General features: G+C 71.0%; 24 protein-coding genes. 18 read left to right on the top strand and 6 right to left on the bottom strand.

What is annotated here, in order from left to right:
* Positions 1-7: 7 nt before the first annotated feature.
* From ACTWQR_RS21200 to ACTWQR_RS21175, 6 genes are all read left to right on the top strand, one after another.
* Positions 8-1,444: an NAD(P)H-hydrate dehydratase gene (locus ACTWQR_RS21200; RefSeq protein ID WP_443228699.1), complete on the top strand. Its 1,437-nt coding sequence runs from the start codon at positions 8-10 to the stop codon at positions 1,442-1,444.
* Positions 1,445-1,554: 110 nt separating this feature from the next.
* Positions 1,555-2,523, top strand: a complete 969-nt coding sequence (locus ACTWQR_RS21195) for a L,D-transpeptidase family protein (RefSeq protein WP_443228698.1) — start codon at positions 1,555-1,557, stop codon at positions 2,521-2,523.
* Between the two features lie 35 nt (positions 2,524-2,558).
* A complete protein-coding gene (gene alr / locus ACTWQR_RS21190; RefSeq protein WP_443228697.1) occupies positions 2,559-3,710 on the top strand; it encodes an alanine racemase in 1,152 nt (383 codons plus the stop codon).
* A gap of 206 nt (positions 3,711-3,916) precedes the next feature.
* On the top strand, positions 3,917-5,170 hold the full coding sequence (locus tag ACTWQR_RS21185; protein ID WP_443228696.1) for an alpha/beta fold hydrolase: 1,254 nt from the start codon (positions 3,917-3,919) through the stop codon (positions 5,168-5,170).
* Positions 5,136-5,696, top strand: coding sequence for a tRNA (adenosine(37)-N6)-threonylcarbamoyltransferase complex ATPase subunit type 1 TsaE (gene tsaE, locus ACTWQR_RS21180; protein ID WP_443228695.1), 561 nt, complete (start codon positions 5,136-5,138; stop codon positions 5,694-5,696). Before ACTWQR_RS21185 ends, tsaE begins: the two co-directional genes overlap by 35 nt.
* A gap of 240 nt (positions 5,697-5,936) precedes the next feature.
* Positions 5,937-6,104, top strand: coding sequence for a hypothetical protein (locus ACTWQR_RS21175; protein WP_443228694.1), 168 nt, complete (start codon positions 5,937-5,939; stop codon positions 6,102-6,104).
* A gap of 126 nt (positions 6,105-6,230) precedes the next feature.
* On the opposite strand, the gene ACTWQR_RS21170 is transcribed toward ACTWQR_RS21175, so the two are convergent.
* Positions 6,231-6,803, bottom strand: coding sequence for a hypothetical protein (locus ACTWQR_RS21170; protein WP_443228693.1), 573 nt, complete (start codon positions 6,801-6,803; stop codon positions 6,231-6,233).
* A gap of 130 nt (positions 6,804-6,933) precedes the next feature.
* Between ACTWQR_RS21170 and tsaB the strand changes: the two genes are divergently transcribed.
* Genes tsaB through ACTWQR_RS21150 form a run of 4 tightly spaced genes read left to right on the top strand, consistent with a single transcriptional unit; the run spans position 6,934 to position 9,455 of the window.
* Positions 6,934-7,581 (top strand): tRNA (adenosine(37)-N6)-threonylcarbamoyltransferase complex dimerization subunit type 1 TsaB, encoded by a 648-nt coding sequence (gene tsaB / locus ACTWQR_RS21165; protein WP_443228692.1) that lies wholly within the window; start codon positions 6,934-6,936, stop codon positions 7,579-7,581.
* A gap of 20 nt (positions 7,582-7,601) precedes the next feature.
* Positions 7,602-8,099, top strand: coding sequence for a ribosomal protein S18-alanine N-acetyltransferase (rimI, locus tag ACTWQR_RS21160; protein WP_443228779.1), 498 nt, complete (start codon positions 7,602-7,604; stop codon positions 8,097-8,099).
* Entirely contained in the window at positions 8,092-9,201 is a 1,110-nt protein-coding gene (tsaD, locus tag ACTWQR_RS21155; RefSeq protein ID WP_443228691.1) for a tRNA (adenosine(37)-N6)-threonylcarbamoyltransferase complex transferase subunit TsaD, read from the top strand. Before rimI ends, tsaD begins: the two co-directional genes overlap by 8 nt.
* Positions 9,198-9,455: a hypothetical protein gene (locus ACTWQR_RS21150; protein ID WP_443228690.1), complete on the top strand. Its 258-nt coding sequence runs from the start codon at positions 9,198-9,200 to the stop codon at positions 9,453-9,455. Before tsaD ends, ACTWQR_RS21150 begins: the two co-directional genes overlap by 4 nt.
* Before the next feature lie 73 nt (positions 9,456-9,528).
* Here ACTWQR_RS21150 and ACTWQR_RS21145 read toward each other — a convergent pair whose 3' ends face one another.
* From ACTWQR_RS21145 to ACTWQR_RS21130, 4 genes are read right to left on the bottom strand one after another with little or no spacing between them, the layout of a single operon-like run.
* On the bottom strand, positions 9,529-11,841 hold the full coding sequence (locus ACTWQR_RS21145) for a beta-xylosidase/alpha-l-arabinosidase (protein ID WP_443228689.1): 2,313 nt from the start codon (positions 11,839-11,841) through the stop codon (positions 9,529-9,531).
* Between the two features lie 31 nt (positions 11,842-11,872).
* Positions 11,873-12,772 carry a carbohydrate ABC transporter permease gene (locus ACTWQR_RS21140; RefSeq protein WP_443228688.1) on the bottom strand — a complete coding sequence of 300 codons (900 nt, stop codon included), beginning with the start codon at positions 12,770-12,772 and terminating at the stop codon, positions 11,873-11,875.
* A 4-nt stretch (positions 12,773-12,776) separates the two neighbouring features.
* A complete protein-coding gene (locus ACTWQR_RS21135; RefSeq protein ID WP_443228778.1) occupies positions 12,777-13,688 on the bottom strand; it encodes a carbohydrate ABC transporter permease in 912 nt (303 codons plus the stop codon).
* Between the two features lie 5 nt (positions 13,689-13,693).
* Positions 13,694-15,085, bottom strand: a complete 1,392-nt coding sequence (locus ACTWQR_RS21130; RefSeq protein ID WP_443228687.1) for an ABC transporter substrate-binding protein — start codon at positions 15,083-15,085, stop codon at positions 13,694-13,696.
* 131 nt (positions 15,086-15,216) lie between these two features.
* On the opposite strand from ACTWQR_RS21130, the gene ACTWQR_RS21125 reads away from it, so the two are divergent.
* The 7 genes from ACTWQR_RS21125 to ACTWQR_RS21095 all read left to right on the top strand — a co-directional run bounded on the left by ACTWQR_RS21125 (position 15,217) and on the right by ACTWQR_RS21095 (position 22,621).
* Entirely contained in the window at positions 15,217-16,272 is a 1,056-nt protein-coding gene (locus tag ACTWQR_RS21125) for a LacI family DNA-binding transcriptional regulator (protein WP_443228686.1), read from the top strand.
* A 144-nt stretch (positions 16,273-16,416) separates the two neighbouring features.
* Positions 16,417-17,505, top strand: coding sequence for an LCP family protein (locus ACTWQR_RS21120; RefSeq protein ID WP_443228685.1), 1,089 nt, complete (start codon positions 16,417-16,419; stop codon positions 17,503-17,505).
* Between the two features lie 430 nt (positions 17,506-17,935).
* On the top strand, positions 17,936-18,748 hold the full coding sequence (locus tag ACTWQR_RS21115) for a hypothetical protein (RefSeq protein ID WP_443228684.1): 813 nt from the start codon (positions 17,936-17,938) through the stop codon (positions 18,746-18,748).
* Between the two features lie 59 nt (positions 18,749-18,807).
* The gene (locus tag ACTWQR_RS21110) at positions 18,808-19,386 is read left to right on the top strand and encodes a Uma2 family endonuclease (protein ID WP_443228683.1); all 579 of its coding nucleotides are present in this window, start codon (positions 18,808-18,810) and stop codon (positions 19,384-19,386) included.
* 180 nt (positions 19,387-19,566) lie between these two features.
* A complete protein-coding gene (locus tag ACTWQR_RS21105) occupies positions 19,567-19,923 on the top strand; it encodes a YciI family protein (RefSeq protein ID WP_443228682.1) in 357 nt (118 codons plus the stop codon).
* Positions 19,924-20,081: 158 nt separating this feature from the next.
* Positions 20,082-21,326 (top strand): RNA polymerase sigma factor, encoded by a 1,245-nt coding sequence (locus tag ACTWQR_RS21100; RefSeq protein ID WP_443228681.1) that lies wholly within the window; start codon positions 20,082-20,084, stop codon positions 21,324-21,326.
* Between the two features lie 107 nt (positions 21,327-21,433).
* Positions 21,434-22,621, top strand: coding sequence for a dipeptidase (locus ACTWQR_RS21095; protein ID WP_443228680.1), 1,188 nt, complete (start codon positions 21,434-21,436; stop codon positions 22,619-22,621).
* Between the two features lies 1 nt (position 22,622).
* Here the strand turns inward: ACTWQR_RS21095 and ACTWQR_RS21090 are convergent, their stop codons facing one another.
* Positions 22,623-22,985 (bottom strand): VOC family protein, encoded by a 363-nt coding sequence (locus tag ACTWQR_RS21090; protein ID WP_443228679.1) that lies wholly within the window; start codon positions 22,983-22,985, stop codon positions 22,623-22,625.
* An 80-nt stretch (positions 22,986-23,065) separates the two neighbouring features.
* Here ACTWQR_RS21090 and ACTWQR_RS21085 point away from each other — a divergent pair, with 80 nt between their 5' ends.
* Entirely contained in the window at positions 23,066-23,590 is a 525-nt protein-coding gene (locus ACTWQR_RS21085; RefSeq protein ID WP_443228678.1) for a CGNR zinc finger domain-containing protein, read from the top strand.
* Positions 23,591-23,805: the final 215 nt, after the last annotated feature.

Below are 23,805 nucleotides of genomic sequence, written 5' to 3'. Positions count from 1 at the left end.
CGTCTCCATGCGTACTGCGTACAGCGTGGAGACCGTAAGAACCGCTGAGCGGGAGCTGATGGCGCGGCTTCCGGAGGGCGCGTTGATGCAGCGCGCGGCCGCCGGACTGGCCGCCGTCTGTGCTCAGTTGCTGGGCCGGGTCTACGGCAGTCGGGTCGTGCTGCTCGTGGGGAGCGGTGACAACGGAGGCGACGCGTTGTACGCCGGGGCCCGGCTGGCCCGGCGTGGCGCGGGAGTCACGGCGGTGCTGCTCGCGCCCGAACGCACCCACCCCGGCGGGCTCGACGCCCTGCGCCGGGCAGGCGGCACCCTGGTGCGGGAGGCGGCCGCGGCCGAGGGCCCGATCCGTCGGGCCGACCTCGTCGTGGACGGCATCGTGGGCATCGGCGGGAAGGGCGGACTCCGGCCCGATGCCGCGCCGCTCGCGGACCTGGCCCGTGAGTCCCGGGCCGCCGTCGTTGCCGTCGACCTGCCCAGCGGCATCGACGCCGACACCGGTGAGGTGCGCGGAGCCGCCGTACGGGCCGATCTGACCGTGACCTTCGGAACGCACAAGCCGGGGCTGCTGGTCGATCCCGCGCGGGAGTACGCGGGGTCCGTACGGCTCGTCGACATCGGGCTGTCGCTGCCCGGTGAGGCCGCCGAGCTGGAGGCGTTGCAGCACGCCGACGTGGCGGCGCTGCTGCCCGTTCCGGGGGCCGAGAGCGACAAGTACCGGCGGGGGGTCGTGGGGATCGCCGCCGGGTCCGCCCGGTATCCCGGGGCGGCCGTGCTGGCCGTCGCCGGGGCCCTGCGCGGCGGAGCCGGGGCCGTGCGCTACGTCGGGCCCGCCGGGGACGCCGTGATCGCCCGCTTCCCCGAGACGCTCGTGTCCGACCAGGGGCCCAAGCGGGCCGGGCGGGTGCAGGCATGGGTCGTGGGACCCGGGGCCGGGGAGGACGCGGACGCCGTGGAGGCCGTGCTCAAGTCGGACGTGCCCGTTCTGGTGGACGCGGACGGTCTGCGGCTCGCGGACCGTGAGGTCGTACGAGCCCGTCGGGCGCCCACCCTGCTGACGCCGCACGCCGGTGAGGCCGCCGCGCTGCTCGGTGTCTCGCGCGAGGAGGTCGAGGGGGCGCGGCTGGCCTCCGTACGGGAGCTGGCGGGGCGGTACGGGGCGACGGTGCTGCTCAAGGGGTCGACCACGCTGGTGGCCGACTCGGGGGGTGGCGCCGTGCGGGTGAACCCGACGGGGACGTCCTGGCTGGCCACCGCGGGGAGCGGGGACGTGTTGTCGGGGCTGACCGGGTCCCTGCTGGCTGCCGGTCTCGGCGCCTTGGACGCCGGCAGCGCGGGGGCGTATCTCCATGGGCTGGCGGGGCGGTTCGCGGCGGACGGGGCACCGGTGGGGGCCCATGACGTGGCCGACGCGATTCGTATGGCTTGGCGGGACATCATGAGCTGAGGGCGGGGGTGGCGGAGTGCGCCGGTACGCCGCCGTCTGCGTGCGCACAACGGGCGACCCCTCCGCGCGGCTGACGCCGACACACCGCGCCGTGACGTTTCGCTGAGGGCATGGTCTGTCGAGTCCGTCACAGAACGGTGGCCGCCCTACTGGCCGTCGTCGTCCTGCTGCCCGTGCAGCAGAGTGCTGTCGCCCTGCCCGTGCAGCAGAGTGCTGTCGCCCTGCCCGTGCAGCAGAGTGCTGTCGCCGCGCCGCCGCCAGCCCCGCCCGCCCCGGGCGCCCCCGCCTCGCTCGGCGAGCTGGTGCCCGGGGTGCCCCCAGGTCCGTATCACCCCTGGCCGTTGGACACCCCCGACCAGGCACTGGCCCCGAAGGTGTACACGCCGACCGCCGAGGAGGACGCCGTCGAGCCGTGGGACGCCGCCGCGGAGAGCGACGCGCTGATCGAGTACGTGCCGATCAGTGACGCCGTGGCGAGGCACGCCGGGCGTGTGGTGTGCAGCAAGCGGACGGGGCCGTATCAGCGGCAGGTCGAGCGGTGGCTGCGGCGCACGGTGGACGGGAAGCAGTCGCCGAAGGACTGCGTGGCCATCCGCCGGTTTCAGACACGGCAGGGAATCCGGCCCGACAACGGCTTCGCCGGGCCTGTCACCTGGGCCAGGATGACGCTGCTGTCCGCGAAGCGGAACCCGAACGCCGCCGGAAAGTGTCCCGTACGGACCTACCGGACGGCCTGCGTCGATCTCACGCGGCAGCTGACCTGGGTGCAGCAGGGCAAGAAGGTGCTGTTCGGGCCCGTGGCAGTGCGCAGCGGCAGGGCCGGGTACCGGACCCGTACCGGCCGGCACCGGATCTACTGGAAGCACAAGAACCATTGGTCGTCGCTCTACAACACCCCCATGCCCTACAGCCAGTTCTTCAGCCGCGGCCAGGCCTTCCACGCCATCCGCGGCAGCGTCCACAACCCGCCCGGTTCGATGGGCTGCGTGAACCTGAGCCTCGCCGACGCCCGCACCCTGTGGAGCGTGCTGCGCAAGGGCGACCGCGTGTACCTGTGGGGCCGCAGGCCCGGCACCTGAGGGCCCTGTCGTACCCCTCTGAGACACTGGGCGCGATGACTGGAAATGCACCCGCGCGTGCCCGCGCCGAGATCGACCTGGCCGCCCTGAGGGCCAATGTGCGGACCCTGCGTGCCCAGGCGCCCGCCGCCGCCCTCATGGCGGTGGTCAAAGCGGACGCGTACGGGCACGGGGCGGTCCCGTGCGCCACGGCTGCCCTGGAGGCGGGCGCGACCTGGCTGGGCACGGCCACGCCCGAGGAGGCCCTGGCCCTGCGCGCGGCCGGCCTGTCGGGGCGGATCATGTGCTGGCTGTGGACCCCGAGCGGCCCCTGGCGGGAGGCCGTCGAGGCCGACCTGGACCTGGGGATCAGCGGGCTCTGGGCGTTGAAGCACGTCATTCGGGTCGCGCGTGCGTCCGGTCACACCGCCCGTGTCCAGCTCAAGGCCGACACAGGGCTCGGGCGCAACGGCTGTCAGCCCGCCGACTGGCCCGAGCTGGTGGCTCAGGCCCTGCGCGCACAGGCCCAGGGCCTCGTCCGCGTCACCGGCATCTGGTCCCACTTCGCCTGCGCCGACGAACCCGGCCACCCCGCCATCGCGGCCCAGCTCGACCGCTTCCGCGAGATGCTGGCGTACGCGGAGGGGCAGGGCGTCCGCCCCGACGTGCGGCACATCGCCAATTCGCCGGCCACGCTCACGCTCCCCGAGACCCACTTCGATCTCGTACGCACCGGGATCGCGGTGTACGGCGTCTCGCCCAGCCCCGAGCTAGGTACCCCGGCCGACCTCGGACTGCGCCCGGTGATGACGCTGGCGGCCTCGCTCGCCCTGGTGAAGCACGTTCCGGCAGGTCACGGCGTCAGTTACGGACATCACTACGTCACGGCCGGCGAAACGACCCTCGGCCTGGTGCCCGTCGGATACGCGGACGGCGTCCCGCGCCACGCCTCCGGGACCGGCCCTGTCCTGGTCGGCGGCAAGTGGCGTACCGTCGCGGGGCGGGTCGCGATGGACCAGTTCGCGGTCGACCTCGGCGGGGAAGAGCCGCCGGTCGGCGAGCGGGTGATCCTGTTCGGACCCGGCGACCACGGCGAACCGACCGCCGAGGACTGGGCCCAGGCCGCGGGCACCATCGCGTATGAAATCGTCACCCGGATCGGAACCCGGGTGCCGCGCGTCTACGTGAATAAGGAACAAGAGGGGTAACCCGCATAGGTGTCCCGGGCGGGACAGCGGGAACCAGCGGCACCGGCAGTGCCCGCACCACCAACAACAGAACGAACCAGACCCAGTAGCACCGGCCAAGTAACCCAAGTAACACAGACCCAATTGCACAGGCCAAGTAACACAGACCCAATTGCACAGACCAGTAGCACAGAACCAGGCATCACCCTGGTGAAGAGGAGCGGTACGTGAGCGAGAGCAGTGCGGAGGCCGCCGCGGAAGCGGCCACGGCCGCAGCCTCGGCCGTGGCCGCAGCGGGGGCCGCCGGGAACTGGCGCCGGGCCGGCCTCGCGGGCGCCGCGATAGGCGTGGTCGCCGCGGGCGCCGCCGCCGGAGTCGCGATCGAGCGACTCACGGTCGGCCGCGGCATACGCCGGAAGGCCCAGCTCGCCCTCGACTCGGCGGGACCGTACGGCTCGCTGCGCGGCATGCCCGGCACGGCCACCGCTGACGACGGCACGGAGCTGTACTACGAGATCGACGAGGTCGAGCAGGACGCCACCCTCACGCCCCGGCGCCGCAGACTCTTCGGACGCAAGGCCCCGGCCCCCGTCACCGTCGTCTTCAGCCACGGCTACTGCCTCAGCCAGGACTCCTGGCACTTCCAGCGGGCGGCGCTGCGCGGTGTCGTACGCACGGTCCACTGGGACCAGCGCAGCCACGGCCGCTCCGGGCGCGGAGTCGCGCAGACGAAGGACAACGTGCCGCTCGACATCGAGCAGCTCGGCCGCGACCTGAAGGCCGTCATCGACGCGGCCGCTCCCGAGGGCCCGCTCGTGCTCGTCGGCCACTCGATGGGCGGCATGACGGTGATGGCCCTGGCCGACCAGTACCCGGATCTCGTGCGCGAGCGCGTGGTCGGTGTCGCCCTCGTCGGTACGTCGTCGGGAAACCTCGGCGAGGTCAACTTCGGGCTGCCCGTGGCGGGCGTCAACGCGGTGCGGCGGATACTGCCCGGTGTGCTGAAGGCGCTGGGGCAGCGGGCCGAGCTGGTGGAGCGCGGGCGGCGGGCCACGGCCGACCTGTTCACCGGGATCATCAAGCGGTACTCGTTCGCGTCCAAGGACGTCGACCCGGCGGTCGCGCGGTTCGCGGAGCGGCTGATCGAGGGCACGCCGATCGACGTGGTCGCCGAGTTCTACCCGGCGTTCGCCGACCACGACAAGACGGAGGCGCTCGCGTACTTCGCCGAGCTGCCCGTGCTCGTCCTGGCCGGGGTCAAGGACCTCGTCACGCCGAGCGAGCACAGTGAGGCCATCGCCGACCTGCTGCCGGACGCCGAGCTGGTGCTCGTACCGGACGCCGGGCACCTGGTGATGCTGGAGCATCCGGAGGTCGTCACGGACCGTCTCGCCGACCTCCTCACGCGCGCGGGTGCCGTCCCGGCGGGCGCTACCGTTAGTGGCTATGGAAGCACCAGCAGCACCGCACAACCCGGCTGAGCCAGCGGAATCCTTGGCGCCCCCGGAGCCTTCCGTGGCCGGCATCAGCACCGAGATCACCGTCAACTCACCCGACCAGATGCGGGAGTTGGGCCGTCGGCTTGCCAAGCTGCTGCGCGCCGGCGACCTCGTGATGCTCACCGGCGAGCTCGGCGCCGGCAAGACGACGCTGACCCGCGGGCTCGGCGAGGGGCTCGGGGTGCGGGGCGCGGTCACCTCACCGACCTTCGTGATCGCGCGCGTGCACCCCTCCCTCGGCGACGGTCCGCCGCTCGTCCACGTGGACGCGTACCGCCTGGGAGGCGGGCTCGACGAGATGGAGGACCTCGACCTCGACGTCTCGCTGTCCGACTCGGTGATCGTCGTGGAGTGGGGCGAGGGCAAGGTCGAGGAGCTGACCGACGATCGGCTGCACGTCCTCATCCATCGGGCGGTCGGGGACACGACCGACGAGGTACGGCACGTCACGCTGACCGGGGTCGGGGAGCGGTGGGCGACGGTCGACCTCGACGTGCTCTCGGCCTGATCCCAGCCACTTCCGCGGCCTGCTCCCGGCGGCTTACCCGGCGTGATCCCAGCCGCTTCTCCGGCCCGTTCCCAGGCCGTTTCACAGTCCCGGCACACCAGCCTTCGTATCTTCGCCCCAACGTTCCGACAAGACGTCGGGAAGATGTTGCGCCAGGTGGCTTCGGCGTGTTCACATGGATGGAGGAGTTGGTTAGGTCTACCTAACCACGTCTGCTCCGGGAGCCCACAGGAGGCCGCCATGTCGACTTCGGAACGTGATGCGACGCGGCGTGTTCCTGCCGAGCCCGGCAGGGTGTCGATGCGCGAGCTGCTCGCGGCCGGTGCCGCCGCCCGTGCGGTGTCCACGCCCCCGCGCCCGCCGGCCCCGCCGGTGCGCGTGGAGGACGAGCGCCGCCGAGCCGCGTAAGCGCTCCGCTGGGAGCGCCGTCCGGGAGACGGCGTATGGAGACTGCGGGTCGGTTGCGGCTGGGCGCGCGGTTCCCCGCGCCCCTGGCGGGGACCGGGGCGCGGTCGTTTCCTACGTGATCACGTCCTACTTGATCACGAAGACCTTTGTGCCGATTATCGCGAACTGCCACATGGCGTCGCCGTCCTCGCGGGACTCGCGGATGCCGCCGAGCTTCTTCGGAGGGTTCGAGGTGTCGGGGGCGTCGGGGGCGGAGGCCGAGCCGTTGATCGCCGCGCTGAAGCCGACCGGGACGTCGTCCACGTTCGCGAAGCGGACGACGTGCTCGACAGGGACGCCGTCCGAGCCGGTGATCCTGCCGGAACGTGAGGTGACGACGTAGGTGGCGGGCGCCGGATCCACCGTTCCGGGCGCGACCGTGAACGTGCGCTTGACCCTGTCGCCCGCGCCGACCAGCCACACCCGGTCGTCGTCCACCGAGTAGACGACCCGCCGGCCCGTGCCCGACCCGGCGGGCAACGCCGTCGGGTGCTCCTCGTCCCGCGGGGCCTTCGCCGCGGTGGCCGCGGACGACTTGTCGGGCAGCTGTGTGCCCAGGTCGTCCGGCGCGTTCGCCGACGCCTGGTAGGCGAGGAATCCGATCGCGGCGAGCGCCGCCGCGGTGAGCCCGGCCACGATTCCCGAGCTGCTCCTAGCCACCTTGCGTGCCCACCTCTCGTACGGCATTTGTCCGTCCTGACACGGTATGACGGTAGCTGTGACGGTAGCAGCAGGTCCAAGCGGGATTGGGACGGCGATCCCTCGCACGTGGGCGCCGTAGGCTGTTCGCGTGCTCTTGCTCGCTCTGGATACCGCCACCCCCGCCGTCACGGTCGCCCTGCACGACGGGACGTCTGTCATCGCCTCGTCAAGCCAGGTGGACGCTCGTCGGCACGGGGAACTGCTCCTGCCGGCCGTCGACCGGGTGCTCGCCGAGGCCGGGCTGCGGCTCGACGCCGTCACCGGGATCGTCGCCGGCGTCGGCCCCGGCCCGTACACCGGGCTGCGGGTCGGCCTGATGACCGCCGACACGTTCGGGCTCGCGCTGGGGGTGCCCGTGCACGGACTGTGCACGCTCGACGGCCTCGCGTACGCGGCCGACATAGAGGGCCCCTTCGTCGTGGCGACCGACGCCCGGCGCAAGGAGGTCTACTGGGCGCGGTACGCCGACTCGCGCACGCGGATCACCGAGCCCGCCGTGGACCGGCCCGCGGACCTGGACATCGGCGGCCTGCCCGCCGTCGGCGCGGGCGCGCTGCTCTACCCCGACACCTTCCCGGTCGTGTACGGGCCCGAGCACGTCTCGGCGGCCGCGCTCGCGTCCCTGGCGGCGGAGCGGCTGGCGGCCGGCGAGGAACTGGAGGCCCCCCGGCCTCTGTACCTGCGCCGCCCCGACGCCCAGGTGCCCAAGAACTACAAGGTGGTCACCCCCAAGTGACGACCGCGGTGCTGCGTGAGATGCGCTGGTGGGACATCGAGCCCGTACTGGAGCTCGAGAAGGTCCTCTTCCCCGAGGATGCCTGGTCGCGGGGCATGTTCTGGTCGGACCTGGCCCACGCCCGAGGGCCGGAGGCGACACGGCGCTATGTCGTGGCCGAGGACGGCGGGCGGATCGTCGGGTACGGGGGCCTCGCCGCCGCCGGGGACATCGCCGACGTACAGACCATCGCCGTCGCCCGCGAACACTGGGGCACCGGACTCGGCGCGCTGATCCTGACCGAGCTGCTGAGGGCCGCGACCGCCTTCGAGTGCCCCCAGGTGATGCTCGAGTGCCGCGTCGACAACATCCGCGCCCAGAAGCTGTACGAACGCTTCGGCTTCGAGCCCATCGGGTTCCGGCGCGGCTACTACCAGCCGGGGAACGTGGACGCACTCGTGATGCGACTGGACAGAGCGTCCGACAGCGGCTCGGCCACAGGCTCAACCTCCGCACAGGGAACAGATATCCATGACTGACGAACCCCTCGTCCTCGGCATCGAGACCTCCTGCGACGAGACCGGCGTCGGCATCGTCCGCGGCCACACGCTGCTCGCGGACGCGATCGCGTCCAGCGTCGACGAACACGCGCGCTTCGGCGGAGTCGTGCCCGAGGTCGCCTCCCGCGCCCACCTGGAGGCGATGGTGCCGACCATCGACCGCGCGCTGAAGGAGGCGGGGGTGAGCGCGAAGGACCTGGACGGGATCGCCGTCACCGCCGGGCCCGGGCTCGCCGGCGCGCTCCTCGTCGGGGTTTCGGCCGCGAAGGCGTACGCGTACGCGCTGGGCAAGCCGCTCTACGGCGTCAATCACCTCGCGTCCCACATCTGTGTGGACCAGCTGGAGCACGGCGCGCTGCCCGAGCCGACGATGGCGCTCCTCGTCTCCGGCGGGCACTCGTCCCTGCTCCTGTCCTCGGACATCACCAGCGACGTACGGCCCATGGGCTCGACCATCGACGACGCGGCGGGCGAGGCCTTCGACAAGATCGCGCGCGTACTGAACCTCGGCTTCCCCGGCGGCCCGGTCATCGACCGGTACGCGCGAGAGGGCGACCCGGCCGCCATCGCCTTCCCGCGCGGGCTCACCGGCCCGCGCGACGCGGCGTACGACTTCTCCTTCTCCGGTCTCAAGACCTCCGTGGCGCGCTGGATCGAGGCCAAGCGGGCGGCGGGGGAGGAGGTGCCGGTGCGCGATGTGGCCGCGTCCTTCCAGGAGGCGGTGGTGGATGTGCTGACGCGGAAGGCCGTACGGGCCTGTCGTGACCAGGGCGTCGACCACCTCATGATCGGCGGCGGCGTGGCCGCCAACTCGCGGCTGCGGGTCCTCGCCCAGGAGCGGTGCGAGGCGGCCGGGATCCGGTTGCGGGTGCCACGGCCCAAGTTGTGCACGGACAACGGGGCGATGGTCGCCGCGCTGGGTGCGGAGATGGTGGCGCGGGGTCGGGCCGCCTCAGACTGGGATCTGTCGGCGGACTCGTCGTTGCCGGTGACGGACACGCATGTGCCGGGGCGCGCGCATGGCGACGATCACGACCACGATCATGTGCACGAGGTCAGCAAGGACAACCTCTACTCATGACCGTCGCGCTGATGTGGGAGGCCCGGGCCGTAGAAGGGCGGGGCGAGGAACTGCTCGCGTGGGTGCGGACACAGGACCTCCCGGCGCGGCCCCTGCGCCGGGAGGTCCTGCGGGCTCCGCAGGACCGGGTGCTGGTCATTACGTGGTGGGACGCGGCGTACGACGCCGACCTGCCCGAACTACCCGAGCCGGACGGCGAGTTGGTCACTCGGGCAGTACATCGGTGGCGGTTCGAGTCGGTGCCGGAGGACTGACGGGGGAGAAGGAAGCCGGCAGTTCGTGGTGTACCAACCTGTCATCGCATCCCCGGTGCTCCCCGCGCGGAGGTCATCCCACCCCCGACACCTCCGCCTCGCACCGCAGCCTCCGGTCCGGGCCCAGTACGCGTACCGGACCCGTGAGGGTCAGCCGCGCCGTGTGCCGTACGTCCGCGCTGGACGCCGACAACCGTAGTTCGAGCGCGCCCGGCTCAACCACCCGGCGCCCGGAACGGTCGGTGAACGCCGAGAGATCTCCGTGGAATCGGAAGGTCACCCGGCTCGCCTCGCCCGGCGCCAACTCCAGCCGCTGGTAACCGATGAGGCGCACATCGGGACGGGTCACGGAAGCCACCGGGTCGTGGAGGTAGAGCTGGACGACCTCCGCGCCTTCGCGGGGGCCGGTGTTGCGGACGGTGACCGAGACGTCGTAGGAGCCGTCCGTGCCGATCTCCGTCTCCGGCGGCGTCTCGGTGGCGTCCTCCCAGGTGAACTCCGTGTACGACAGCCCGTGTCCGAAGGCGTGCAGCGGCGTCGGGTCGAGGTTGCTGACCGAGCCGGCGAGGCCCAGTGGGGGCTGGAGGTAGGTCCAGGGCTGGCCGCCGGGGGCGTGCGGGACGCTCACCGGCAGCCTTCCCGACGGGTTGACGCGGCCCGACAGCACTCCCGCCACTGCCGGGCCGCCCTCCTCCCCCGGGAAGAACGCCTGGACCGACGCGCCGAGTCGGGTGTGCCAGCGGCCCAGCGCGTACGGGCGGCCGGTGAGCAGGACCAGTACGACGGGCGTGCCGGTCGCGGTCAGCACGTCCAGCAACTCGGCCTGCACGCCCGGGAGTTGGAGGCCCGCCACGTCGCATCCCTCGCCCGACGTGCCCCGGCCGAAGAGGCCGGCCCGGTCGCCCAGCACGGCCACGCAGACGTCCGCCTCGGCCGTCCGTTCGATGGCTTCCTCGAAGCCGGCGGTGTCCGGGTCGGTGGTGTCGCAGCCCTCGGTGAATGTGATCTTGGCGTCGGGGAGTTCCGTGCGGAGGGACTCCAGGAGGGACGGGATCTCGATGCCCATGGACGTCTCGGGGTGGTTCGGGAGCACGTGCGACGGGAACGAATAGCAGCCCAGCATGGCCAGGGCGTCGGCGGCCCGCGGGCCCACCACGGCGATCCGGGTGTCGGGGGCGAGGGGAAGCAGGTCGGCCGGGTTGGAGAGCAGGACGACGGATTCCTCGGCGAGGCGGCGGGCGAGGTCCCGGTTCTGGGCGGAGTCCAGATCGATCGTGGTGGTCCGCTCCGGGGTCCAGTCCTCGTCCAGCAGGCCCAGTTCGCACTTCTGGCGCAGGACCCTGGCAGCGGCCCGGTCCACGAGTGACTCCGGGACGTCGCCGGACCGTACCGCGTCCGCCAGTGCGTCCCCGTAGCAGCGCACCGTCGGCAGTTCCACGTCGATCCCGGCGGCCAGCGCCGCGTGCGCGGCCTCCGCCGTGGTGCCCGCGACCCGGTGCAGGGTCTGCAGGAAGCCGACGCCGAAGTAGTCCGCCACCACCGTCCCCGTGAAACCCCAGTCCTCGCGCAGGAGTTGGGTCAGCAGCCGCGGGTCCGCCGAGGCCGGGACGCCGTCGATCTCGTTGTACGCGGCCATCACCGAACGCGGCCCGCCCTCGCGCAGCGCGAACTCGAAGGGCGGCAGGGTGACGTCGGCGAACTCCCGGACACCGGCCCGTACCGGAGCGAGATTGCGGGCGCCGACGGAGGACGCGTACCCCGCGAAGTGCTTGAGCGTGGCGATGATCCCGGCGGACTCCAGGCCGCGCACGTAGGCGGCGCCGACCGTGCCGACCAGGTACGGGTCCTCGCCGATGGTCTCCTCGACCCGCCCCCAGCGCGGGTCGCGGACGACGTCCAGGACGGGGGCCAGACCCTGGTGGACGCCGACGGAGGCGAGGTCCTGGCCGATGCGGCGGGCCATCTCCTCGACCAGGGCCGGGTCGAAGGTGGCGCCCCAGGCCAGCGGTACGGGGTAGGCGGTGGCGCCCCAGGCCGTGAAGCCCGCCAGGCACTCCTCGTGGGCGATCGCGGGAATGCCGAAGCGGCCCGCCTCGCTGATTCGGCGCTGGGCGCGGGCAAGGGCCTGCGCGCCCAGCGCCGGGTCCACGGGGGCCGTACCGAAGGGGCGCGTGAGCTGGCCCAGGCCGCGGGTGATCAGCTCGTCCCAGTCGTAGTCCGAGGTCATCTCGTGCTGATGCGGGGCGACTCCGTCGCCGTCTCCGTCGGCGCCCACCCACACGCCGTACAGCTGGGCGGTCTTCTCCTCCAGGGTCATCCGGGCGAGCAGGTCCTCGACCCGGGTCTCCGGGAGCAGGGCGGGGTCGCGCCAGGGGGCGGTGGTCATGAAACTCCTGTCAGATACCGGAAGTCGGTTGTCACTTGCCGCCCACGCCCATCAGGCCGCCCACCAGCGCGCGGCGGGCGACCAGGTAGACGACGAAGATCGGGATACCGGAGAGAACGACCGAGGCGAGCAGGGCGGGGATGTTCACGCCGAACTGGCTGACGTAGTTGAACAGTCCGAGGGTGAGGACGCGCGGGCCGTCCGACTGCGTGAAGATGAGGGGGAAGATGAAGCCGTTCCAGGCCTGCAGCGACGCATAGATCACGACCGTGCTGATACCGCCCTTGGCCATCGGGATCGTGAGCTGGAACAGCATCCGCTGCGGCGAGGCGCCGTCCAGGGCCATCGCCTCGTACAGCTCCTCCGACACGTCCCGCAGGCTGCCCACGAGGACCAGCACCGATACCGGCATCGCGAAGGCCGCCGTCGGCAGGATGACCGCCAACAGGCTGTCGTACAGGTCGAGTTTGGCGATCATCAGGTAGAGGGGTACGACGACTGCCTGCGCCGGGATCGCCACGCCCAGCAGGAAGACGCGGAAGGCCGTGCCCGACCAGCGGTTGCGGGTGCGTACGGCGACGTAGGCGAGCGGGACGGAGAGGCCGAGGACGATGGCCACGACCGCCACGGCCACGATCGCCGTGTTGCTGAGCAGATGGCCGAAGCCGCTGTTGAGGACGGTGTTGTAGTTGTCGAGCGTCGGACTCGTGGGCGGCTTCAGCGGGTTGCCGGTGAGTGCCTTGTCCTGGCTGGTGAGAGAGGCCGACAGCATCGCGTAGATCGGAATGATGACGACCGCGAGCCAGACGACGGAACCCAGGCCCGCGAGGGGGTTGCCGCGCTTCGTCCAGTGCCGTCGGCGGCGTGTCGGCGGGGGCTGCGTGGCCGGCTCCTCGGTCTTCGCGGGACGCGGCAACGTATCGTGTGACACTCCGTCACATCCCTTCGCGGGTACTGCGCATGCCACCGAATCCGGTCAGCCGCACGAGGATCAGGGACAGCACGGTGGCGGCCAGGACCAGGAACGACGCGATGGCGCTCGCGTAGCCGAAGTCGTAGCTCTTGAAGCCCGCCTCGTACATCAGGTACGGCAGGATCGCGGTGTCCGTGCCCGGGCCGCCCTTGGTGAGGATCAGCACCGTCTCGAAGTACGTCAGTGAACCGACCACCATCAGGACGGTGGACGTCGTGATGGTGTGGCGCAGCTGCGGGAGTGTGATCGAGAAGAACTGGCGGTAGCGGCCCGCCCCGTCGATCGCCGCCGCCTGGTAGAGGACTCCGGGGATCTGACGGGCCCCGCCCTGGTAGATCAGGGTGTGGAAGGGGATGAACTGCCAGCCGCCGACGAACACGATCGCGAGGAACGCGCCGCTGGACGAGCCGAGGGTGTTCTTCTGGATGATGCCGAAGTTCGGGTCGAGCAGGGCGTAGAAGAGCAGCGCGATCGCCGTCGAGGAGAGCAGGAACGGAACGAAGAAGATCGCGGAGAGGACCGCCCGGTTGCGCTGGCGGCCGGCCGCCCAGACGCCGAGCAGTAGCGCGACGACCGTTTGGAACACCCAGCTCGCGGCCGTCAGCAGCACGGTCAGCCACAGCGACTGCATCATCCGGTCGTCGTTGATCAGCTTCTGCCAGTTGTCGAGGCCGACCGGTTGCGGGTCGCCGAGGCCGTCCCAGCTGGTGAAGGAGAGGTAGAAGGCCAGGCCCATCGGGACGACGGCGAAGAAGGCGAAGAAGAGCACGCCGGGCAGGGCCCAGGCTGCGTGCGGGCGGCCGACCGTGGCGGCTCTGGACTTCGTCTTCGGCGGCCGGACCTGGCCCCTCTCGTTCTCCTTCTCCGGAGTCAGTACGCTCACTTGAGCTCCTTGAGCGCCGAGACGAACTCGCTCGGCGAGGACTGCCCGACGAACAGCTTGTTGATCTCGGTGAGCATCGGCGTCGCGATGTCCGCGCCCAGCGCCTGGTCCCAGGAGAGCGTGAAGGCCGGCGCCTTCTCGACCATCTCGTACTGGAACCTGGCGAACTCCGGGTTGGGCGAGGCGTCGAGGAGTTTGGCCGCGTTGGAGGTCGTCGGGATGTCGCCGTTGGCCACCAGGGCCTTCGCGTACGTCTCCGACGCGCAGTCCTTCAGGAAGGCGATCGCGGCGTCCTTGTTCTTCGTACGGGCGTTGACGGACCAGTAGTTGGTGGGGTTGCCGACGACATTGCGGATGTCGCCCGTGCCGCCCTCGACCGTGGGGAACGCGAACCAGCCCAGGTTGCTCTTCGCGAAGTCCGGGAACTTGCCGAGCTGCGTCGAGTACTCCCACGAGCCCATCAGGTGCATCGCCGCCTTGCCCTTGGCGAAGACCGCCGGAGCGCCGCCGTTCACGTACGACACCGAGCTGAACTTGGAGCCGAAGGCGCCGTCGTCGATGAGTTCCTTGATCGTCTCAGCGGCCTTGAGGACGGCCGGGTCGCCCCAGCCGGACGTGTCGCCGCCCTGGATCTTCGCGAAGACCTCGGGTCCGCCGATGCGGTCGACCAGGTACTCCAGCCACATCAACTCGGTCCACGTGTCGGCGCCGCCGAGTGCGAACGGGGTGATCCTCGCGGCCTTGAGCTTGGCGTTGATGTCCTGCAACTCGGCCCAGGTGGTGGGTGGTTGGAGCTTGTGCTCGGCGAAGACCGACTTGTTGTAGAAGAGGATCACCGGCTGCATGCCGCGCATCGGGATGCCGTAGTTGCGGCCGCCGAGCTCGCCCGCCGCGAGCACCGCGGGCAGGAAGCCGTCCTTCAGGGCCGGATCGCCCGCGATGGTGTCGGTCAGGTCGACGAGCTGCTTCGCCTCCTGGTACGCGGTGATGGAGCCGCCGCCCCAGTTGAAGAAGACGTCCGGCTGGCGCGGGGAGCCCATCGCCGTACGGAGCTTGGCCGTGTAGTCCGAGCCCGGCACCTTCTCCAGCTTCACCTTGCCATCGGCCGACTTGGCGGCCGCGGACTTGTTGAAACGGTCGACCGCCGCCTGCTGGACCTTCACCGCGTCGTCCCCGTACACGAAGGCGGTGATCGTGCCGCCGCCCCCGCCGGAACCGTCGCTGGAGCCGCAGGCGGTGAGTCCGGTGGTGAGCAGGGTGGTGGCACCGGCGCCGAGGACCCAGCGCCTGCTGAACGTCCGGCTGCCCAGGCCTCCGACGCTCCCGGCAGTAGTGGGCTGCCCGCCTGTGGGCTGCCCACCGTTGGACTGCCCGCTGATCGACTCCATACAGCACCTCTCACGAACGGTTCAGGTGGCACTTCGAATACGAATGTTTCGCGTGTTACTTCGAATGTTCCGGGAACGTATGACCGTCGAAGGGCTTCGTCAAGAGGTTGCGCAGGGATACGATCCTGACCATGACTCGCCCGAATCCCGCCGTAGCCCAGTCAGCGACGCTGGCCGAGATCGCCCGCGAGGCGGGAGTCTCGGCCCCGACTGTTTCGAAGGTGCTCAACGGCCGTGCCGATGTGGCCCCCTCGACCCGGACCCGGGTCGAGGAGCTGCTGCGCCAACACGGCTATCGGCGCCGCCGCGCCGAGGCGTCCCGCTCGCCCCTCATCGACCTGGTCTTCCACGAGCTGGAGAGCGCCTGGGCGATGGAGGTCATCCGGGGCGTCGAGAACGTGGCGCGGGACGAGGGGCTGAGTGTGGTCCTCTCCGAGAGCGCGGGCCGGCTCACCCCCGGCCGCACCTGGGCCGACCAGGTCGCCGCCCGCCGCCCGCACGGCGTCGTCCTCGTCCTGAACGGGCTCGACGAGTCGCAGCGGGCGCTGCTCACCAGCCGCTCCATCCCGTTCGTGGTGGTCGACCCGGCGGGCGACCCCGGCGACGACGTGCCGTCCGTGGGCGCCACCAACTGGCAGGGCGGGCTGGCGGCGACCCGTCATCTCGCGGAGCTCGGCCACCGCCGGATCGGCGTGATCAGCGGGCCCTCGCGGATGATGTGCAGCAGGGCCCGGCTCGACGGCTACCGGGCCGCGCTCGACACGGCCGGGCTGCCGGTCGACCCCGAGCTGATCCGCACCGGCGACTTCCACCACGAGAGCGGCTACCGGGCGGGGCTTGAGCTCCTGAAACTTGCGGACCGCCCGACGGCCGTCTTCGCAGGCAACGACCTACAGGCCCTCGGCCTGTACGAGGCCGCCCGCGAGCTCGGTCTCCGCATCCCCGAGGACCTCAGCATCGTCGGCTTCGACGACCTGCCGGTGGCCCGTTGGGTGGGCCCGCCCCTGACCACCGTGCGTCAGCCGCTCACGGAGATGGCCGAGGCGGCGGCCCGGCTCGTCCTGGACCTGGGACGGGCGGAGCGGCCGTCGACGGCGACACGCGTGGAGCTGGCCACGAGTCTGGTCGTGCGGAGCAGTACCGCGTCGCCGGCGGGGGAGACGCGGGCGGCGTATTACGGGGCGTAGTGGGCGCAGGAGTCGCAGAGGTCGCAGGAGTCGCCCGAAACTTTCGAGAGCGCTGTCTGAGAAAAGGCCGCCAAATATGAGAATCTCTCAAGAAATCAAGTAAGGGGCTACTGCTCGTAATAATTCGGACTTACGTTCCTGTGTGTGAGTGGTGAAGAGGATCACGGGGACGGGGGCACCGGGGCCGGCAACGCGGGCCCCGCGAGACGCAGTCGACGAGGCTCACGGCTGTTCAAGGCGGCGGGAATCGCGCTCGGTTGCGTCCTGGTCGTCTCGGTCGCCGGTGCGGGCTGGGCGTACTGGCACCTGAACCAGAACATCAAGAGCGTCGACATCGACAGCGCACTGGGCGACGACCGCCCGCCGAGGGTGATGAGGGCGCCGACGAACTCCGCGTCCCCCTCCGCGTCCCCCACCCCGGTCCCGAGCGGCGCGCTCAACATCCTGGTCCTCGGCTCGGATTCGCGCAGCGGCAAGCGGAACCAGGAGCTCGGCGGCGGCAGCAGCACGGGCGCCCGCTCCGACACGGCGATGATCGTCCACCTCGACGAGGGCCGTACGGAGGCGACGGTCGTGAGCATCCCGCGCGACACCCTCGTCACGCGCCCCTCGTGCCCGCTGGATTCGGGCGGTTCGACATCGGTGGCGTACGGCGCGATGTTCAACAGCGCGTACTCGGTCGGCGGCCCCGTCTGCGCGGTCAAGACGGTGGAGTCCATGACGAACGTCCGCATGGACCACTACATCGAGATCGACTTCGCGGGCTTCGCCGACCTGGTGGACGCGCTGGGCGGGGTCACGGTGACGACGGACGAGGACATCTCCGACGAGGACAGCCACCTCGAACTGAAGGCGGGCACCCACGTCCTCGACGGCGCACAGGCTCTGGCCCTCGCCCGCACCCGGCACGGCATAGGCGACGGCAGCGACCTCGGCCGCATCGGCCTCCAGCAGAAACTGGTGAGGGCCCTCCTGGAACAGGTCGCCTCCACCGACCTCCTCACCAGCCCCACCCAGCTCTACAGCGTCGCCGACGCCCTGACCGGCAGCCTCACCACGGACACGGGCCTGAACTCCCTGAACGAACTGATGAGCCTGGGCGAGAGTCTGAAGGCCCTCTCCTCCGCCGGCACCGAGACGGTGACGATGCCGGTGGTGCCCGCGCCTTCCGACCGGAACCGGGTGGTGGCGGACGAGCCGGAGGCGGGGGAGTTGTGGGAGTCGTTGAGGTGAGGGGTTTTAAGTCCAACTACTCGCCGGACGCGATTACTTCGTTCGGGACTCGAAGCTCAACCGATCGGTGAAGGCCCCGAGTTGACCGTCACCGCCTCTGCGTGGGGGGGAGTTCGTCGCGTGCATCGGGGCTTGAGCTTCGAGGGTCGGGATTCGAGACTCTTCTTGTAAGGAATGGGAGGGTGGCTCAGCCCACCCTCCCTCCCCTGTGGCTGTGCGCGGCGGGCTCAATCGGCCCTCGGGCCAGGGGAGATGACTTTTTGTGATCGGGTCGCGGCGGAGCGTGGCGGGCGTGTAGCGTGCGCCGCAAAGAATTCGACCCCCGTAGGTGTTCTCAGCACCAGGCGGGGGTCTGACCACGATCGAATCGAGCCTTCGACCCATGGCTGTTGCCCAGCTTAGTGCTGCCCCGCGCCCGTCCGCCCATCCCATGGCCAATCCGGGGTACGGGAAGAAGTCGGCGCCCGATCAAGAGCCCCGCAGTGGACGGGACTTCGGCCATCTGCCCGCTCGCGAGGCATCGATCGCCGGGTACCTCGACCGGCTCGACGACGAGTCGGACATGTCCATCAAGACTCTGGCCAAGCACCTCTCGTACGGCCAGTGCGCGATCGGCACCGCCCTCAACAACCTCTCCGCCGCAGGTCATTTGCGCCGCGTACGCCGTCCCGTCACCCTCGACGGCTGCCCCCGCTGGGTGTGGCACACCTTCTTCTCACGGACGGCACGCGATGACGCCTGGTGGGACTCCTTTCTCGGCGGGGAGGTGCCGGTCACCGAGCCCTCGCGTACGGCACGGTCGACCGTGTACGACGCACTCGCCCGGCTCGGGCGTATCGACGCCCGGCTGACGCTCTCCGCTGCCGAGTGCGGTTCGCTGGAGGAGCAGGCCGCTGAGTGGTTCGCGCGGGGCGCGGGTGAGGCGCAGCTCGTGCAGGGAGTGATGGCGGGGCTTCCGGAGAAGGTGGAGCACCCATACGGGTTCGTACGGGCCCGGCTGCTCGGCAAGCTGCCGCCGGAGCTGCCCGAAACGCCGCGCCACGAGGCCCACTACGAGGTCGTGTGCACGGCCTGCGGTGAGCCGAGCGAAGGCGCTGGGATGCGAGGTGGGCTGTGCGAGGGCTGCCGGGGCAGGCGGCCCGGCCTCGCCGCCGATCAGGTTCACGCCCATGCGGGGCAGGTGCGCGCCGCCATGCGCACAGGGCGCACCGGGCGGCGTATGGAGAAGGGAGCACGCGCATGACGACCTTGCAGCACGGTCCGCCAGTGAGCGGGGCAGGATGGAAGGGAGGAGGCGACGCCATGAACCCCATGACTTCCGATCAGCCCCAGATGCTCGTCGAGGATTTCGAAGAGCTCGCCCGCCATGCGCCCGAAACGGTGTCGCTGGAGTTCTTGAACGGAAAGGTCGGGGTCAAGCCCATGCCGGACGGCAATCACGGGACGATCGTCGCCTGGCTCCTCCAACGATGTATGCAGCATCGTCCTGACTTGTTTCTCTTCCCTGAACAGGGGCTCAAGGTCGAGGCATACCGCAATGGGAGGGCCCGCCCGGACGGGTCGCTGGCGCCGCAGACGTTCTTCGAGGGCAAGGGTGAGTGGTCAGAACCCGAGGGAGTGCTGATGGTCGTCGAGGTCACGTCCCGTGACAGCGACGCGAACCGGCGTGACCGGATTGAGAAGCCGACCGGCTACGCGACCACTGGCATCCCCGTCTACCTGCTGATTGATCGTGAGGCGGCGACCATCACCGTCTACTCGGAGCCGAAAGGCGGCAGGTACCGCTCTGGTACCCCACAACCGTTCGGCACCGTGATCGAGCTGCCGGATCCTGTAGGGATCACCCTCGAGACCGCGAGGCTCAAGGACTTCGCCGACTGATGTGACCCGTCACCTGTGGAAAGGACCCCGGCGGAGATTCTTTCGAAGGAATCCGGCGAGCGTGTCGATCCCGCCGCCCCCCGTCCGACGCACAGGTGAGAGGCGGGAAGAGACCCCGCCCCGCAACCTGGACTGGACGGTGGGGACGTCCCCCCCCGCCCGCCTACCGAAGGAGTCACCATGCCCCGCTACCTCTCGATGGTTCGTATCGACGAGCAGAACGCCCCCGCCGAAGGCCCGAGCCCCGCGCTGATGGAGCGGATGGGGGAGCTGATCGAGGAGATGACGAAGGCGGGCGTGCTGCTGGACACCGCCGGGCTGACGCCGACCTCGGAGGGGACGCGCGTGCGGTGGGAGGGCGGCGAGCTGTCCGTGACCGACGGGCCGTTCACCGAGGCGAAGGAGGTCGTCGGCGGGTACGCGATTACGCAGGCCAAGGACAAGGCCGAGGCGATCGAGTGGACCAAGCGGTTCCTCCAGATCCACGAGGAGCACTGGACGGTCACCTGCGAGGTGCGGGAAATCGGCGAAGGCTGAGCCCTTGAGGCGTTGAGACTTGGCCGTACGGCCCGGTGGGTGTCTGATGGTGGTGCGTGAGACCAGAGCCAGCAGACCCAGCAGACACCCCGGGCCGCCGCCCGGCGGAGCCAGGCACGGCAGACCCCGCCGCCCGTGCCATCGAAACCGTCTTCCGCATGGAGTCGCCCCGCATCATCGCCGGCGTCGCGCGCATCGTGCGGGACGTCGGTATCGCCGAGGAGCTCGCGCAGGACGCGCTGGTCGCCGCGCTGGAGCAGTGGCCGCGGGACGGTGTGCCGGACAATCCCGGTGCGTGGCTCATGGCCACGGCCAAGCACCGCGCGATCGATCTGGTGCGGAGGCGGGAGCGGTACGCGCGCAAGCTGGCCGAGATGGGCCGCGACCTGGAGACGTCCGCGGCGCACGGCTACGGCTACGTCGACGAGCCGTCCGATCCCGATGACATCGATGATGATCTGCTGCGGCTCGTCTTCACCGCCTGCCATCCGGTTCTGTCCGCCGAGGCCCGCATCGCCCTCACTCTGCGGCTGCTCGGCGGGCTGACCACCCCCGAGATCGCCCGCGCCTACCTCGCCCCGGAGGCGACCGTCGCCCAGCGCATCGTGCGCGCCAAGCGGACGCTGGCCGCGAAGGGCGTCGCCTTCGAGGTGCCGTACGGGCCGGAGCGGGAGGCGCGGCTCGGGTCCGTACTGGAAGTCATCTATCTCATCTTCAACGAGGGGTACGCCGCCACGGCGGGCGACGACTGGCTGCGGCCCTCGCTCTGTGAGGACGCCCTTCGACTCGCCCGCGTGCTGGCCGAGTTGATGCCAAAGGAATCCGAAGTGCACGGGCTGGTCGCGCTGTTGGAGCTCCAGACGTCGCGGTCGGCCGCGCGCACCGGGCCCTCGGGGGAGCCGGTGCTGCTCAAGGACCAGAGCCGGTCCCGCTGGAACCGCATGCTCATCCGCCGAGGTTTCGCCGCCCTCGCGCGCGCCGAGGCCGTGTCCACGGGCGGTGGACCGGGGCCGTACGTCCTCCAGGCCGCCATCGCCGCCTGCCACGCCCACGCCTACACGTACGAGGAGACGGACTGGACGCGGATCGCCACGCTGTACGGGCTGCTCGCCGCCCGTATGCCGTCGCCCGTCGTCGAGCTGAACCGCGCGGTCGCCGTCTCGATGGCGGAGGGACCCGAACCGGCCCTCGCCCTCGTCGACGCGCTCGCCGCCGAACCCGCTCTGCGCGACTACCACTTGCTGCCCAGCGTGCGCGGGGATCTGCTGGCGCGGCTCGGGCGTACGGAGGAGGCGCGGACGGAGTTCGAGCGCGCGGCCTCGCTCACGCGCAACGAGCGGGAACGGGAGCTGCTGCTGGCGCGGGCAGCGGAGTGCGGCGGCCGGGGACCGGGCGCCTCGTAGGGCCCAGCGCGGGACGTACCCCATACGCCCCACCCACCGAGACCGCGCCCCGCTCCCGTGTCACGGTGGCTGTACCTGTCGCCACCATCGGACCCCGGAGCGCCGCCATGGCTGATCTGCAGGACGAACTGCACACCACCGCCGAGGCCGTCGAACTGGACCACCCTGCTCTTGAGGACGAGTTCGAGCCGGATCTCCTCGATGCCCCGGACGACCTCGAGGTTCCGGACGACCTTGAAGCCGGGGGCGAGCTCGAACCTGCCGATGCCGATGCCGATGCCGACGCGGCCGGTGACCTCCTGGCCCATGCGCACGCACTGCTCGCCGCCCACCCCGTCGCCGACGGATACAGCGGGCTGCCGTGGGCGCTGCGGCATCTGCCCTGGTACGACCTGGAGCTCGGGGAGAGCGCGATCGACACGGATATGCCCAGGCTGCGGGAGGGGCACGTGGGCGCGTTGTTCTGGTCGCTGCATTTGCCCGAGGGGCTGGTCGGCGAGCGGGCGGTCGGGGCGACGCTGGAGCAGCTCGACCTGGTGAAAACGGTGGTGGAAGCGCATCCGGAGGGTCTGCGGATGGCGTACAGCGGGGCGCAGGCCACGGATGCCAGGAACTGCGGGCGGGTGGCCGTGCTGCTCGGACCGGCGGGCGCTGCCGCGCTGGACGACTCGCTGGGCATCCTGCGCGCGCTGCACACACTCGGCCTGCGCGTCCTCACCCTGTCCGGCGTGTCCTGGGCCGGCGAGAACGGGCTGACCAGGTTCGGCGAGGAGGTCGTCCGTGAGATGAACCGGCTCGGTGTGCTCGCCGATCTCTCCGGAGCCTCCGACCCGACCGTCCGGCGTGTCCTGACGGTCTCGAAGGCCCCGGTGCTGTTCACCCGCTCCGCGTCCCGCGCCCTGCGTCCGCATCCGGCGAACCTCCCCGACGACGTGCTGGCCGAGCTCGGCGCGGGCAAGGGCCTGTGCCTGGTGCCGCTGACGGCCGCGCAGACGGGCCCGTCGGTACGGGACGTAGCGGACCACCTCGACCACGTACGCGCGATCGCGGGCCCGGAGTGCGTCGGCCTCTCGGGGACGTACGACTCCGGGGCCGCGCACCCGCAGGATCTGCCCGACGCCACGGGCTACCCGAGGCTCGTCGCCGAACTCCTGCACCGCGGCTGGTCCGAGTCCAACGTCGCCCTCCTCACCTGGGGCAACGTCCAACGCGTCCTGCGTGGCGCGGACTTCACGGCCCGCGCCCGGAGCCGCCGCGAGCCGTCCACGGCGAAGATCGCCAAGCTGGACGGCTGAATCAGCAGGCGCACAGGCAGAACGGGTGGCCGGCCGGGTCCGCGTACACCCGCCAGGTCCGTGTCCGGTCCTCCGTGTCGAGCGCCTTCGCGCCCAGCGCCAGGACCTCCCTCTCCGCCGCGTCCATGTCCTCGACGGTCAGGTCCAGGTGGAACTGCTGCGAGGCGTCCGGCGCGGGCCACTTCGGTGGTACGTGGCCGGGGGCGGCCTGGAACGCCAGCGTCTGTCCGTCGGGCATCCGCAGGTCGAACCAGTCGTCACCGTCCGCCTCGACGGTGCCGCCGAGCACCTCGGCGTAGAACCCCGCGAGCGCACGTGGATCCGGACAGTCCAGGACAACGGCACCCAGCTTGGCGAGAGCCATGACTCCTCCTAGTTACCTGTAGGCCGCTCTAAGCGGTAACGGTTACTGCATGCTCCCGCATAAGGGGTAACGTCGCAACCATGAATGACCGAGCGCCCGCTCCCGGCGGACTGGCCCTGATCCAGTCACTGGTGAACACCCTGGACATCGAGTCGGGCGCCGACTCCCTGGACACGGCGGAGGGGCGTGCCGCGCTGGGCCTGACGGAGGCGGGGGCGGAGGCAGAGGTGGCGGCGGAGGTGGCGGCCGCGCGCGAGCTGCGGGAGTCGCTGCGTGCCGTCTGTCTCGCGCACGCGGGCCACCCGGCACATCGCGAGGTACGCCCCCTCGACGAGCTGCTCGCGTCGGCCCCGCTCATCGTCACCGTCTCCGCGGCGGACGGCTCGGCGACCCTCCGCCCCGCGGACCCGGCCTCCCTCGCCTCCCGGGTGGCCGAGGCCGTCGCCGAGTCCCTCGCGGCCGGCACCTGGCTCCGCCTCAAGGCCTGCGAGGCCCCGGACTGCCACTGGGCGTACTACGACCGCAGCCCGGCGGGCCGCGGTCGCTGGTGCTCGATGTCGGTGTGCGGGGCACGGGCGAAGATGCGCCGCTACCGCGCCAGGTAGCCCGTGCCCGTGTCCACAGCTCGTTCTTCGGGGCCCTCTCTACTTCGAGTCCTGCCCCTCCCTCGCCGCGGAGCGCGAGCCCACCACGAGGAGGCACAGTACGGCGACCCCGGCCACCGATCCGGCCCCGGCACTCACGCACGCTCGTCAGAAGTCATACGGCGCCCAGCGCCAGCCTCTTCCGACATTGTTCTGTGCAATGCGGCTGCGAAGAA

The organism is Streptomyces sp. 2A115 (genome assembly GCF_052245575.1).
Taxonomy (GTDB): domain Bacteria; phylum Actinomycetota; class Actinomycetes; order Streptomycetales; family Streptomycetaceae; genus Streptomyces.
This window is presented reverse-complemented; position numbering and strand designations above follow the sequence as displayed.